Below are 14,365 nucleotides of genomic sequence, written 5' to 3'. Positions count from 1 at the left end.
TATGAGTGAAACGGAATATGATTACCCTTCGAGTTACAGCCTAGTTTCTATCACCGATACGTCCAGCTATATCAAATATGCCAGTGAAAACTTTAATGAAGTCGCGGGGTTTGGTGATGGTGAACTTATCGGTAAGCCTCACAATGTTGTACGCCACCCCGACATGCCGAAACAGGCTTTTAAAGATTTATGGACGCACCTAAAAGCCGGAAAACACTGGATGGGAATGGTGAAAAACCGACGTAAAAACGGAGGGTATTATTGGGTTGATGCGTTTGCTTCTCCTATCAAATCCAATGGTGAAGTTGTTGAATACCAATCGGTTCGATTTAAACCTGAGCGTATACACGTTCAACGAGCGGAAAAAGCGTATTCAAAACTTCGGAATAACGGTAAACCATTGCAAATGTATCTTCCTCGTACGCGTTTGTGGATGAGATCAGCCTTCTTTCTTTTCATTTCCAACCTTCTTGGCTTGCTAACTCTACAAATGAATCAATCACCAGCGGTGGCCTTTGGCATTGCTGCATTACTCTCCGTTTTCTCAATTTATGTATTAACCAGGCCAGTTGAGAAGCTTGCTAGACAGGCTAGGCAAGACTTCAACAATCCACTAATGGAGTATATTTATTGCGGAAAAATTAACGATCTGGCTGAAATTGAGCTGGGTATGAAGATGCGTAAGCAATTTGCAGATGCGCTATTAGGGCGAGTCGGGGTGTCTGTAAAAGACTCTTGCGAAGAAACGCGTGCAAGTGCCAACAGTGCTGCGACTAATAGCCAGCAAGTGACGGAAAACTTGAGTGCACAGAAAGTAGAGATCGACTCGGTCGCTACAGCGGTCAACGAGATGCAAGCCTCATCATCTGAGATATCAAATAATGCTCAAGCGACTGCCGATGCTACGCTAGAAGCGCAGAACACGATGACAGATAGCCGTAGCGTTATCGATAGTGTTAACCACTCGGTACTAGAGCTGGTGGATGAGCTCGGCGAAATCTCTAAAGTGGTCATGCGTTTGAACCAACAAACCGAGCAAATAGGAACTGTTGTTGAAGTGATCAATGATATTGCTGAACAAACCAACTTATTAGCGTTGAATGCAGCGATTGAAGCGGCGAGGGCTGGCGAACAAGGGAGAGGGTTTGCAGTCGTTGCGGATGAAGTGAGAACCCTTGCTAAAAGAACACAGGAATCGACAACAGAAATTAAAGCGGCCATTGAAGGAATTCAAAAGGGCAGTAAATCAGCGGTTTCTGCGCTAGAGAAAGGTAATGAAATGTCGACCGGAACGGTAACATTATTAGGCACGGCTTTAGAGAGCATCCAACAGCTACAATCTCTCGTTCAGGATGTAGTCGAGCGAAATCAACAAATTGCGGTAGCGATAGAAGAACAGGTTTACGTAACGGATGAGATTAACGAAAACATCCAGTCGCTTAACCTAAAGTACAGTGAATCGTATGATCTGATGACAGAAACGAATCAGATGAACTCTAAAGTGCAAAGTTGTACCAATGACCTATCTGAAATGATTAAGAAGTTTGCTTAAACACTAGAAAATAGAAATAAAGAGCCCGCTAATTTTTAGCGGGCTCTTTATTGGAATGTGGTGAAGTTCTGGGGCCGTATACGACTAGGGGTTCGAACCTCCGTCATTTTACAAGCACTAAAACGACGAGAGCTCGCAATAAATGCGAGCTCTCTAATAAGTGGCGGAGAGATAGGGATTTGAACCCTAGATACGCTATTAACGTATGCCGGTTTTCAAGACCGGTGCTTTCAACCACTCAGCCATCTCTCCGTTGCGGAACGTATAATAGGGAGCATAGTCCGACTTGTAAAGTGCTGAATTATAATAGAAGTACTGTTTGCTCGTTTTATAGCCGCTGGTGAAATTTAAACAGTTTGAAAATGGGATAAAAAAGAGACAAATAGTAGCAATTTATAGAGTTTTTACTTTATATTGGCGCAAGTCAATAAAATGGTGTTTTATTGCTATCTTTATGATATTTAAGAAATAACTTGCTTTTAGGGTACATGTGTTCGCCCGAAAGTATTTGCAAGACTTTGTGAACTAATTCAAAATTAACTGGTATAGCCAGTTGTGCTTAAATTTTTTAAGGGTGTTTATGAAGGTCACAAATCTATTTAAAGACAAAGTTGATGCGATTTCTGCTCATCAATCCGAGTTTATGAATTGGATGTCTCCAACGTTACGCGATTATTGGAGTGACTTTTTGGGAAAAGCGCAGAATAGCTTTCTTTTCTCGAAAGTTCGTGATCACCAACAGCCAGCTGTTAACGAAGAGGTTGCGCCTCAACCTGCACCAATCGTAATGGCACCTGAGGCTCAAAAGCTGTATGACGAGTTAAGTGAAAAAATTGGTGAAGTGATTCACACTGGTGACTGGGTGCATGTATCTCAAGAACGTATCAATCAATTTGGTGCGGTAACGGAAGACATGCAGTGGATTCACACAGATCCAGAACGTGCGTCAGTTGAATCTCCATTTAAGACAACCATCGCTCATGGCTTTTTAACATTAGCATTGTTGCCTAAATTGACTGACTCAGTGGACCCTGATAAGCCAATGTTCCCAACAGCCAAAATGGTCGTTAACTTAGGCTTAAACCAAGTTCGTTTCCCTTACCCTGTTAAAGCAGGAAACAACGTTCGTGCTGTCAGCACGTTGACAAAAGTAACGCCGATCAAAAAAGGTTTGGAGATCGAGCGTGAAATTAAAGTGGAAATCGAAGGTATTCGTCGACCTGGTGCTGTTGTCGTTTCTGTTATTCAACTGCATTTCTAATTCCAGAGCCAGATAGAAAACATATAAAAAGAGAGCATTAATATGCTCTCTTTTTGGTTTTATTGATTAAAGCTTTTTACTGGAGTGTAACCGTAATCAGCAATCGCTTTTTGTCCTTGTTCTGAACGAAGGAAGGTGACGAATCCTTTACCTGGTTCGCTAATCTTGTTGACTTTGTAGAGTACTAGGAATGGCCGCGCCAATTTATATTTGTGATTGCTAATGTTTGCCGAAGTTGGGTCAATACCATCTAATTGAATCGCTTTTATTGAGCGATCTACTGATCCCACAGAAATAAACCCAATTGCACGAGTATTATGGTTCACGATGGTTTTTACCATGCTGTTGCTATTTACAACCAAGTTGTTCGGGCTGATATCTGAGACGAGGCGATCATTTACGATTTTGGTTAGTCCTAGCAGACTTTCAAAACTGTAGCGTGAGCCTGAAGACGCCTCTCTAGTGACAACAGCGATAGGTTGATCTGCACCACCAACCTCTTTCCAATTCTTGATTTTACCTTTGTAGATATCAAACAGTTGTTGTTGAGAAAGGTTTTTTACAGAGTTTGTACGGTTTACAACAACAGCTAGGCCATCATAAGCGATAGGATATACGTTGAGATCTTCACCTTTTTCGCTTTCTGTCAGATAGCGAGAGCTCATCCCAATCTCGGCCACGCCTTTATTAACCATTGTAATACCCGCACTAGAACCAATACCTTGAACTGCAATGTAATCGTCCGGGTGTGTTTTGTTGTATTCCTCTGCAAGTACATCCATTACGCGAGCAACCGAGGTTGACCCAGAGATATTAATTTCTTTTGCAATGGCGGGGAGGGAGACTGCTATGGCCAATAACGTCGCCACAGTAAAACGTAACATATTAAACTCCATATACGGTATAAAGCAGCGTTTATGATATTGCGTTCAGGTTACACTTTTGTGAACTGTCAGGTCTAAACAAGGGAATTCTTTCTAACCAAGAGGTGATGTAGGTAGCGTTTCCAAGCAAAGTGAGATGATAATCTGAGTAAATGAGAATATAGCCACCCTTTGTTTGAGGTAGGCAGATAATCACCATCGATGGTGGTGTAAAGGTTATATACTAGGATCGACAGCTCTAACTATCATCCATCGGGAGAACGTTGATGTCAGTGTCCCAAATGGCGACAAGTCGTTTATACAAATCAGTTCAATCGCTCTGCTCTGCGCGTAATGCTAACCTGCCTGTCGAGCAGGGTAAGTGCCTATATGAGCCAGTGGAGAATGGTGTCGAGCTTCATAGAGCGCATTTTCTTCTTGATTCACAGCACAGCGAATATACCTCTCCCGTCGCGAAGATCGTGTTTGATGAGGGCAATCAGCTTTGGTATTTCTACGTCCCAACGTACCGCAACGAATTATTAAGGTGGATACCTTATAAGCCACTTCCATACAGTCAAACGCTCGAAGACCTACTCACCGAGTTGGAAAGCGATCCTCAAGCGTGTTTTTGGGAATAGGGAACGCTCCAACTCTAACAGCTGTCAATGTCACCATGATTTATGCTTTGGATTTAACGACTTGGTTTCTAAAGTCTTTCGGTGTCATGTTGTAAATCGATTTAAATGCTGTACTGAAATGCGCTGCACTTTTAAATCCAGATTCAAACGCTATTTCTGTTATAGATTTTTCTGACATGCGCAGCTGGGTCGCGGCGAAGTTGATCCGCTTCACTTTTAATATCTGTGAAAATGAAAGATCCTCTGCGGCGAGGCGGCGTTTTAAGGTCGCGATAGACATGCTCATATGAGCCGCTAAGCCTTCCAGAGTGATATCTTTCTCGATATTGTTCTCAATATACTTGATGGCCTTTTGAGAGTCGCTTAGGCTGCTTGCATCATCTATGATTGATAGGATGTTTGGCTCTACCTCCACCATTAACGACAGCAGTGCCATTGCGATATGACCTTGTGTGTAGTCTGGAGCATTGCGACTCGCTAAGTTGACCAATGTGTCTTTTAGTTGTGCTACTTCGCTGCTGGTTTGCGCTGAAAAAGGATAGAAGCGCCTTTCTTCCGTCTTGGAGCGTAGCATTGGGTGTGCTTTTTTAAAGTCACAGAATAGATTTGGGTTGAAGACTAGAGCCAGTGCTTTAAAGCCATCTTCACTAGGAATGGCTTCTGCGCTGCTCAAATCAGAGGAGTTGTAGAGAGTAAAATCTCCAGCTTTAAGTTCAAACTGTTCACCATTTGGTTGATGAACTAATAGGGCACCTTCTTCAACAACATATAAGCCATTATGTGTTGCGGTGTAACGCTCACTTTTGCGCGCAGTGAAGTGATTAAAGCGAATGATCTCAATGTTCGGCATATTCGTTCTTATCATTTTTACATAACAAATAAAAAAGGCGCTCAATAGAGCGCCTTTTAACTTCATTCGGTATTATTCACTTACAGTCTGTTCTGCTTGTGCTGCTGGTTGTTCAGCAAATACCTGGGTTGGCTTTGCAACTAAACTGCGGTTCTCTTGGTTTACGTCCGCAAGGACAATTTCCAATGTATCACCAAGTTTGTATACGACCTCTTTATCGATAGAGATGGTACCGTTGTCGCCATTGCACTCAATTCTTTCTTTATTATCAAGAATTAGTGCACCAGGAATAAAGGCTGCTGCGCCATTTTCGAGAAGTCGGACACGTGCACCAGCACGATTAATATCGAAAATCTCACCTGTGAAACAAGTTTTCTTGTTCGGCTCATCAGCAAGCGTACGTGCATATAACCAATCTGAGACATTTCGCTCAGCAATTTTATGATGTTTACGGTGCAAAGCTAGTTCTTCACCGACTTGATCATCAGGTTTTTGCACGGGCTCTTTGCCTAGGATGACGGCCTTCAACATGCGATGGTTGATCATATCACCGTACTTACGAATTGGTGATGTCCAAGTCGCATAGATATCCAGCCCCATAGCGTAATGAGGAAGAGGCTGATTACCCACTTCACTGTAGGCTTGGAACTTACGAATACGATTATCTAGGTAAGAGGTTTCTTGCGCAGCCAACCAGCGACGCAATGCAGCAAAGCCTTCTAGAGTGGTAATTGAGTCCGCTGTGAATTCCAGTTCACCTTCTGGGTTGACAAGTTGAACCACTTCTTCAATCTTCTCAGTCTTAATGCCAGCGTGAGTATTGAAAACACCTGTTTCAAATTTATCGCGCAGTGTACGACCAGCACAGATGTTTGCGGTAATCATTGACTCTTCAACCAAGCGATTTGCACTGCGGCGCATATCTGCATGGATAGCAACCACATCGTTGTCTTCACTCAGCTCAAAACGGTAGTCAGGGCGGTCTGGGAAGACCACTGCGTTTTTCTCACGCCATTCAGCGCGAGCAAGGGAAAAGTCGTAAAGGTCGCGCACAATCGTCGCGATCTCTTCAGATGGTTGCCATGCTTCTGAGCTGCCGCTTTCTAGCCAATCAGACACATGATCGTATGCTAGGCGTGCGTGTGATTTGATGTTTGCTGCAAAGAACTTGATATCGTCGCCAATTACGCCGTCTTTATTTACGGTTACGGTACAGCAAATAGCAGGGCGGATTTCGCCTTCAATCAGAGAGCATAGGTTGTCTGCTAGATCGCGAGGCAGCATTGGAATATTACGGCCCGGAAGATAAATAGTATAGCCACGCTCACGTGCTACTTTATCCATTTCATCTTCTGGTGTGATGTAGGCGGTTGGATCTGCGATAGCGATAGTCAGTTCGAAATCGCCAGATTCGGTTTTCTTCGCGTACAGCGCATCGTCCATATCTTTGGTTGATTCACCATCGATAGTCACGAAAGGAACGTGTGTCATGTCTACGCGTTCTAGATCGGCGTCGTCTTTTAGTTCCCAGCTTTCGATGCCTGCTGGCTCAGAGTTTGGTAGATCGTTTTGAGCAAGCGTTACCCACCAAGGTGCAATTTTGTCGTTCGCGTCTGTGATTTTTTCAGAAATTTCCACGAAGAAAGAGTTATCGCCTTTTAGAGGGTGGCGAATAAGATGTGCGACAACCCAATCTCCCTCTGCGAACTCGTCAGGTTTGAGACCTTTCTTTAGTTTCGCTTTAAGAGAAAGCTTTTTAAGCTGCGGGTGATCAGGTGCTACGTTTAGCTTGCCTTTGAACATTTTGACTCGACCAATAAAGCGAGTCACGGCTTGTTCTAACAGCTCTTGTGGCTCAGCAACTTCGCGTTCATTTTCTGTGCGGATAATGGCGACGACTTTGTCACCGTGCATGCACTTTTTCATGTACGCAGGTGGGATGAAGAAGCTAGTCTTGCTGTCCACTTCCAAAAAGCCAAAGCCTTTATCTGTGGCTTTTATTGAGCCTTCTTTTTTCGGCAGGTTTTCTTGGATTTTCTGCTTAAGCTGAGCGAGTAGTGGGTTATCTTGAAACATCTTTTCTTAAATTACCTATGGAGTTGGGCACACTATAATCATTGCGAGCTATTATTACTACCTGTGGAGCGCAATTTCGCCGTGAATTTTGCTGATCGAATTGCAGGAAATCGGCTTAAATATTGATGAAAAACTCATCTGCGAGCTGTGCAAATCTACGGGGAATGGTGGGGCTGGTGGAAAAATATGCTAAAAATGCCATTATTGAGAATAAATTGTGATGTAATTCAATTTTTTCTGGCTTTTTTTATGCTTTTAAGGAATAATCCGCCTCCCTTAGTCGTCCCTAATGGCTTATCGCGGTTGTGTACTGTGCTGTGTTCCTGTCTGAATGGAATCAGTAACTGGATGAATCAGTATCGAATTGGAAGAGCATATGGGACTGTTTTTTTGTTTAATTAAGTAGGATCCCAATGCAAGATTCTGTTATTCAATTCAGCGATTTATCTCTGAATGATTCTATCCTTTCTGCTCTAGACGGAATGGGTTTCGTGTCACCAACTCCAATTCAGGCTGCGGCAATCCCACACCTGTTGGAAGGTGCTGACGCGCTGGGTAAAGCTCAAACAGGTACAGGTAAAACGGCAGCGTTCTCTCTGCCTCTTCTAAATAAGATCGATCTCAACCAACGTAAACCACAAGCTATCGTTCTTGCGCCAACGCGTGAGTTAGCGATCCAGGTTGCGGCTGAAATGAAAAACCTTGGTAAGAACATCAAGGGTCTTAAAGTTTTAGAGATTTACGGTGGTGCTTCTATCGTAGATCAGATGCGTGCTCTTAAGAGCGGTGCACAAGTTATCGTTGGTACTCCAGGTCGTGTACAAGACCTTATCAACCGTGAACGTCTACACCTAGATGAAGTAAACACGTTTGTACTAGACGAAGCTGACGAAATGCTAAACATGGGTTTCGTTGATGACGTTACTGCGATCATGGAACACGCACCAGAGTCTGCTCAACGCGTTCTATTCTCTGCAACAATGCCTCCGATGCTTAAGAAAATCGTTGAGCGTTTCCTACGTGAGCCTGTAATGGTTGACGTTGCTGGTAAGAACCACACTGTAGACAAAGTTCAACAGCAGTTCTGGGTAGTGAAGGGTGTAGAGAAAGATGAAGCGATGTCTCGTCTTCTTGAAACGGAAGAAACTGATGCGTCAATCGTCTTCGTACGTACTCGTCAAGACACTGAGCGTCTAGCTGATTGGCTATCTGCACGTGGCTTTAAAGCGGCTGCTCTGCACGGTGACATTCCTCAGTCTTTACGTGAGCGTACTGTTGATCACATCAAACAAGGTGTTATCGATATCCTAGTTGCAACTGACGTTGTGGCACGTGGTCTTGATGTTCCACGTATTACGCACGTATTCAACTACGACATCCCATTCGATGTTGAGTCTTACATCCACCGTATCGGTCGTACTGGCCGTGCTGGACGTAAAGGTAAAGCGATCCTTCTAGTTCGCACTAACCAAATCCGTATGCTTCGCACCATCGAGCGCGTAACTAAGTCATCTATGGAAGAGATTCAACTTCCTCTACGTGACCAAGTTGCTGAAGCTCGTCTAGCTAAGCTAGGTGCTGAGCTTGAAGCAGAGAAAGAGCACAAAGCTCTAGACAAATTTGCTGAGCTAGTAGAGAAACTACAAACTTCTCTAGAAATCGACCCAGCAACGCTTGCTGCTATGCTTCTTAAGCGCCAGCAAGGTAAACGTCCTCTGTTCTACATTGGCGAAGATCCAATGGTTGAAGCGATTGAGCGTGATAAGCAACGCCGTAAAGAGCGCCGTGAAGGTGGTCGTGACGGCGGTCGTAACTTCAACAACCAAGATTGGGATACTTACCAGCTTCAAGTTGGTCGCGAGCAAGGTGTTCAAGTTAAAGACATCGTTGGTGCTCTAGCGAACGAACTAGGTCTAGGTAAAGGCTCTATCGGTGCGATCAAGCTAGCACAAGGCCACACATTCGTTCAGCTACCAAAAGCAATGACTTCTGAAGCTGCGGGCAAGCTAAGCAAACTACGCATCCGTCAACAAGATGTTGGTGCTGTAGTATGTGACTTCGATGACTTCCGAGAGTCTCGTGGTGGTCGCCGTGACGGTGGTCGTCGCGATGGCGGTCGTCGTGATGGCGGCGGTTACCGTGGCAACCGCGAAGGCGGCAACCGTGGTGGTGATCGTCGTGAAGGCGGTCGTCGCGAAGGTGGCTTCCGTGGTAACCGTGACGGCAACCGCGATGGTAACCGTGAAGGTGGCGAACGTCGCTTCGATCGTAACCGTGGTGGTGATCACCGTGGTAACCACCGTGGTGAGCGTGGTCACGGCCGTGGTCGTCGCACTCAAGAAGCATAATCACGAATCAGTGATTAGAGCAATTGATTAAATTGCCGTAAGAATTGAAAGCCGAGCGAAATGCTCGGCTTTTTTATGCGCGTCGAATACGGCTTTGTTTTTCATCGTGCTTATTTACCCAGGTTATTACTTCGTTTAAGGGTAGGGCTGGGCAGAACAAGTAGCCCTGAATGATGTCGCAGCCACGACTGCGTAAAAAATGCAGTGTATCCATGTCTTGAACGCCTTCTGCGACGACTGAATACCCGGTGCCAAAGTCGTCCAAGCTGATCTTAATACCCAATCCTTTGATTTGGTGAATTAGGGGGTTGAGCTCAACAACTCTATCAATCGCCATCGTTTCAGTAATCTCTAAGCTTATAAGGTCAGCAAATTGAGGGTTTACCTTGAGCAGTGTTTCCAAGCGGTTGAACAATAAATTAGACGAGAGATCTTTTGCAGATAAGTTAACGTGTACAGGAAGCTTGATGTCTTTTTCTATAAAGGTCTGGAGGTCTTTTTCAACTTGGTTGAGGACCCACATGGTGATGTTGTGCACTTGATTACTTCGCTCCGCGATGGGGATGAAGTCGTTAGGCGAAATCGTTTTACCATTTTCATCATGCCAACGGATCACTGCTTCAAAGCCGACAGCTAAGTTAGTATGTGCGTCAATCAACGGTTGGTAGTATAGCTGGAACTCCTCTTTTTCCAGCGCACATTGAATACGAGAAGAGATTTCGAGCTGGTACTTGGCCCCGACGTTCATGTCCTCATTATAAAATGCAAAGAGGTTGCCATTTCGTTTGGCGTGATACATGGCAATGTCCGCGTGCTTTATCAATAGATCATTGGACAGAGCGTCATAAGGGTAGGTACTGACACCGAAAACAACGCGGGAAGAGACTTGAAACTCATCTAAATGGAAGCGATTAGACAGTGCTGAATCTAACTCTTCGATGAGACTTTTGCCTGTTTCCTCGCATGCTGACGAGGTGAGGATGACAAATTCATCGCCACCAACGCGGAAAATTTTGTCACTGCCTTTAAGTTTCTCTTGGAGACGTTGCCCAATTTGAATCAGTAGTTGGTCTCCACAAAAGTGTCCCATAGCATCGTTGACTTGTTTAAAGTTAACGACATCGAAAAGGATCACTGAGAAAGGGTCTCCAGACTGTATTCTATCTTCGATTAACTCAAAGCAGTATTTACGGTTAGGGAGTCCAGTAAGTGCATCGTGAACGGCATTACGCTTCTCTTTTTCAGCAACGGTATGAAGTTCTAGTATGGAGTCGTTGCTCCATTTGATAACCAGCACCACAAAAATGCTGCCACCGAATAGAATGAGAGAAACTCCGGTTTCCAAGAGGGAAGCGATAGGTTTTTGCATTATAGCGTGTAAAAAAGCGGCATACGCAAAAATGAAACAGCTGATTAACAACAATAGGAAAGTCCACCCGGGTACATCAGTTCTCGAGCAGATGTTTTTTGTCATCTGCCATCCCCAGCAGAGCAAAATCAAACCTAAGATCACTAATAGAAATGCAATAGTGGGCACATTATTACCCCGATTTATTGATTGGTTTATTATTTTTGTTCACCCAATAAACAACGTAGCTCATATCTCTGAATTTGTACAAATTGACCTATTCATAAATTATGTTTAACAAGTCATATTTTTTAGTCTTCAAATAAAATCAAAACTTGCTACAGATCAACAAAATTTGTTCAATCAAATCGCTTTTACTAAAAGATTGTTGAAAGATTAAAAAATTATTGAATAATAGAGGGGCAAACAAGAAGTACGCAGCGCACAAGCGCTATTACAACCTCTGCTCTACAACAGGATAACTATTTCATGTCTAATTCGTTTGTACTGGTGATCAACTCTGGTAGCTCTTCATTAAAATTTGCTGTTATTGATTCTGAAACCGGTGAAGCTTTGGTATCAGGTATTGGTGAGTGTTTTGGCCTACCTGAAGCTGAAATCAGTTGGAAATATCAGGGAGAAAAAACCGTTGAAGCAATTCCTGCTGGCGGTAACCATCATCAGTACGCTGTTGAGCGAGTGGTAAAACTACTCGAGACTTTGGGTTTGAGCTCAAAATTTGTAGCTGTAGGCCACCGCATTGTTGCTGGTGGCGAAACCTTTAAAGGCACAGTAAAAGTCGATGAAAAAGTTATTCAAGAAGTTGAGCGTCTTGCTGAGCTAGCGCCACTTCATAACAAAGCGAATGCAGAAGGCATGCGAGCAGCAATGGCAGCATTCCCTTCACTGCCTCAATTCGCTGTGTTTGATACTGCTTTCCACCAAACAATGCCTGCCAAAGCGTTTATGTACGCGCTTCCTTACGAGCTTTACGAAGAGCATAAAGTGCGTCGTTACGGTGCTCACGGCACAAGCCACTACTACGTAAGCCGTGAAGCGGCGAAAATGCTAGATAAGCCGGTTGAAGAAAGCAGCTTTATCACCGTGCACTTAGGTAATGGTGCATCAGTGAGTGCGGTTAAAAATGGCGAATGTGTTGATACAAGTATGGGTTTGACGCCGTTAGCTGGCCTAATGATGGGTACTCGTTGTGGTGACCTCGACCCAAGTGTTATCGAGTTCCTTTTCCGTAAAGGTTGGGAAAAAGACGAAGTGTTCGAGATGATGAACAAGAAGTCAGGCTTCTTAGGTGTATCCGGTGTAACAAGTGACGCACGTGGTGTACTAGAAGCCATGGAAGCGGGTAACTCACGTGCGAAGTTGGCATTTGAAATCTTCACTTACCGTGTTGCGAAATACATTAATTCTTACCTAGCTGCTCTGGATTCATTAGACGGCATCATCTTCACTGGTGGTATTGGTGAAAATTCACTACCAATTCGTCGTGAAATCTTGAAAAACCTAAAACTGCTAGGTTTTGTTGAAGATGAGAAAGGCAACGAAGAGGCAAGATTTGGCAACGCAGGTGTTATTGCAACATCTGAGTTGCTCGGTGCGAAAGCACTAGTTATTCCTACCAATGAAGAGTGGGTAATCGCTCAACAGTCGGTGGAACTGCTGTAAAACGGCAAAAATTTTGGGAACTAAGTCAAAGCCCTTTCCTTTATGGAAAGGGCTTTTTTTGATCCAAATATATCCTTTCTCCATACAACTATCCGCATTAATACGGATCTCTAATAGCTGCCAATTGCCTTAATATTGATAAATATATAAACAACTTGGGCGGTGAAGAAATTTCAGTATACTGCGCTTAAGTCATACCAAAGAAAAATAGCCTTATGTCATGTAGGTATCTCAGCTCGGAGACAGGAATTGCGTTTGAAGAACGATCAAACGAAATCGTATCTTTGCAGGCTATTGGGCATATAAATAATAAACCGTTGACTAGTTCGAAGATTAGTCAAATGAGAGAAAGTCATGTTTTTTAATAAGTCGCTTCAGCAAGAAAACCAACGATTAAAGCAGGATCTGCAACGCTTGCAGCAAATCCAACACAGTTTAGATGAAGAAATGCTTCGCTTAACGCTGGATAAGAAAGGTTGCATTACCTCTGTAAATACAAAACTTCACCAACAACTCTTTTTCACTGATGCAGATATTTTAGCGAAACCGATTACCGAGTTGGTGCCATCAAATTCGCGCAATACAGAGCACTTTCATCGAATGAAGAGAGCCGTTCAAGACAAAGTATTTTGGAATGGCGCGATGCAAGTACTTAAAGGCAACGGCGAAGAAGCGTGGTTACGAACGGTTATCCAGCCTGTTTTAAACGAACATCAAGAAGTCGAAAGCTTTTTTGTGTTTGCTTCTGAGCTTACGCGAACGATCAAAGCATCGCGTGAGCAAGAGGACATGCTGAATGCGTTGAGCCGTTCTATGGCGGTTATTGAGTTCACGTTAGATGGTAATGTATTAAAGGCCAATGATAATTTCCTTAGTACGATGGGTTATACACTGGATCAAATTAAAGGGAAGCATCATCGTATGTTCTGCGATCAGGAAGAGGCTGGTTCTGAAGCTTATCGCGAGTTCTGGCAACGTTTGGCAAAAGGACAGTTTGCTTCAGACCGATTTAAGCGAGTTAACCGTTACGGTGAAGAGGTATGGTTAGAAGCCTCCTATAACCCTATCCATAACGATAGAGGAGAGCTCTACAAGGTCGTCAAGTTCGCGACCGACATCACCCAGCAGGTGATGCAAGAGCAGCAAATGGCTCAGGCTGCGCAATTGGCTAATGAAGTTTCTCAAGAGACCGGAACACAAACACTGCAAGGTCAGCAAGTGATAGGTTCGACGCTAGAAAAGGTGCAAACACTGTCTGACCAAATGCAGCAAGCGAATACGGCCATTGACGAGCTCAAAGCGCACTCATCACGCATTAGTGAACTGGTTAATAGTATCAGTGGTATTGCTGACCAAACTAACTTACTGGCGTTAAATGCGGCGATAGAAGCAGCTCGCGCGGGTGAGCATGGTAGAGGCTTTGCCGTGGTGGCTGACGAGGTCAGACAGCTTGCCACAAGAACCAATGCGACCACGGATGAAATTGTCACAATGGTAACTGAAAACTTAGAGCGAACCGATAATGCTGTCCAACTGATCGCCAAATGCCAAAAAGAAGCACTAGATACGCTAAAGCTTTCAGAAAAAGCGGGGAATGTGATGAACGAAATACAAGATGGCGCTAGCCGTGTCGTAGAGGCTGTGGAGCAATTTAACCGCTCATTGTAGTGGGTTCTTCATGCTATCAATGGCTTTTTTCAGTTCCGATATAATCAACTTGTTTACTACTGCTGCTCATCGCCA

At 44.0% G+C, this 14,365-nt stretch carries 10 protein-coding genes, 1 tRNA gene and 1 pseudogene; 7 read left to right on the top strand and 5 right to left on the bottom strand.

The window, feature by feature from the left end:
- Position 1 precedes the first annotated feature (1 nt).
- Entirely contained in the window at positions 2-1,552 is a 1,551-nt protein-coding gene (locus NB463_RS19225; protein ID WP_186437707.1) for a methyl-accepting chemotaxis protein, read from the top strand.
- Positions 1,553-1,713: 161 nt separating this feature from the next.
- Here NB463_RS19225 and NB463_RS19220 read toward each other — a convergent pair.
- A tRNA-Ser gene (locus NB463_RS19220) sits at positions 1,714-1,804 on the bottom strand.
- A 328-nt stretch (positions 1,805-2,132) separates the two neighbouring features.
- Here NB463_RS19220 and NB463_RS19215 point away from each other — a divergent pair.
- Positions 2,133-2,813: a MaoC family dehydratase gene (locus tag NB463_RS19215; RefSeq protein ID WP_005391037.1), complete on the top strand. Its 681-nt coding sequence runs from the start codon at positions 2,133-2,135 to the stop codon at positions 2,811-2,813.
- Between the two features lie 59 nt (positions 2,814-2,872).
- Here NB463_RS19215 and NB463_RS19210 read toward each other — a convergent pair whose 3' ends face one another.
- The gene (locus NB463_RS19210; RefSeq protein ID WP_005391035.1) at positions 2,873-3,697 is read right to left on the bottom strand and encodes a phosphate ABC transporter substrate-binding protein; all 825 of its coding nucleotides are present in this window, start codon (positions 3,695-3,697) and stop codon (positions 2,873-2,875) included.
- A 266-nt stretch (positions 3,698-3,963) separates the two neighbouring features.
- Between NB463_RS19210 and NB463_RS19205 the strand changes: the two genes are divergently transcribed.
- Entirely contained in the window at positions 3,964-4,317 is a 354-nt protein-coding gene (locus NB463_RS19205) for a DUF3024 domain-containing protein (protein WP_104970115.1), read from the top strand.
- A gap of 40 nt (positions 4,318-4,357) precedes the next feature.
- Here NB463_RS19205 and NB463_RS19200 read toward each other — a convergent pair whose 3' ends face one another.
- Both NB463_RS19200 and rnb read right to left on the bottom strand, forming a co-directional pair.
- Positions 4,358-5,167: an AraC family transcriptional regulator gene (locus tag NB463_RS19200; RefSeq protein WP_258430815.1), complete on the bottom strand. Its 810-nt coding sequence runs from the start codon at positions 5,165-5,167 to the stop codon at positions 4,358-4,360.
- 72 nt (positions 5,168-5,239) lie between these two features.
- Positions 5,240-7,243, bottom strand: coding sequence for an exoribonuclease II (gene rnb / locus NB463_RS19195; protein ID WP_258430814.1), 2,004 nt, complete (start codon positions 7,241-7,243; stop codon positions 5,240-5,242).
- Between the two features lie 413 nt (positions 7,244-7,656).
- Here rnb and NB463_RS19190 point away from each other — a divergent pair, with 413 nt between their 5' ends.
- Positions 7,657-9,591, top strand: a complete 1,935-nt coding sequence (locus NB463_RS19190) for a DEAD/DEAH box helicase (protein ID WP_047009310.1) — start codon at positions 7,657-7,659, stop codon at positions 9,589-9,591.
- A 73-nt stretch (positions 9,592-9,664) separates the two neighbouring features.
- Here NB463_RS19190 and NB463_RS19185 read toward each other — a convergent pair whose 3' ends face one another.
- On the bottom strand, positions 9,665-11,065 hold the full coding sequence (locus NB463_RS19185; RefSeq protein WP_258430813.1) for a putative bifunctional diguanylate cyclase/phosphodiesterase: 1,401 nt from the start codon (positions 11,063-11,065) through the stop codon (positions 9,665-9,667).
- 363 nt (positions 11,066-11,428) lie between these two features.
- On the opposite strand from NB463_RS19185, the gene NB463_RS19180 reads away from it, so the two are divergent.
- The 3 genes and pseudogenes from NB463_RS19180 (at position 11,429) to NB463_RS23970 (ending at position 14,290) form a co-directional block, all read left to right on the top strand.
- Entirely contained in the window at positions 11,429-12,622 is a 1,194-nt protein-coding gene (locus NB463_RS19180) for an acetate/propionate family kinase (RefSeq protein ID WP_258430812.1), read from the top strand.
- Positions 12,623-12,976: 354 nt separating this feature from the next.
- A pseudogene (locus NB463_RS23975) lies at positions 12,977-13,756 on the top strand (PAS domain-containing protein); the annotation flags it as partial.
- Positions 13,754-14,290 carry a methyl-accepting chemotaxis protein gene (locus NB463_RS23970; RefSeq protein ID WP_374044833.1) on the top strand — a complete coding sequence of 179 codons (537 nt, stop codon included), beginning with the start codon at positions 13,754-13,756 and terminating at the stop codon, positions 14,288-14,290. The pseudogene NB463_RS23975 and the gene NB463_RS23970, both read left to right, overlap by 3 nt.
- Positions 14,291-14,365: the final 75 nt, after the last annotated feature.

This window comes from Vibrio sp. RM-41-2B (assembly GCF_024744415.1).
GTDB classification, from domain to species: Bacteria; Pseudomonadota; Gammaproteobacteria; order Enterobacterales; family Vibrionaceae; genus Vibrio; species Vibrio diabolicus.
This window is presented reverse-complemented; position numbering and strand designations above follow the sequence as displayed.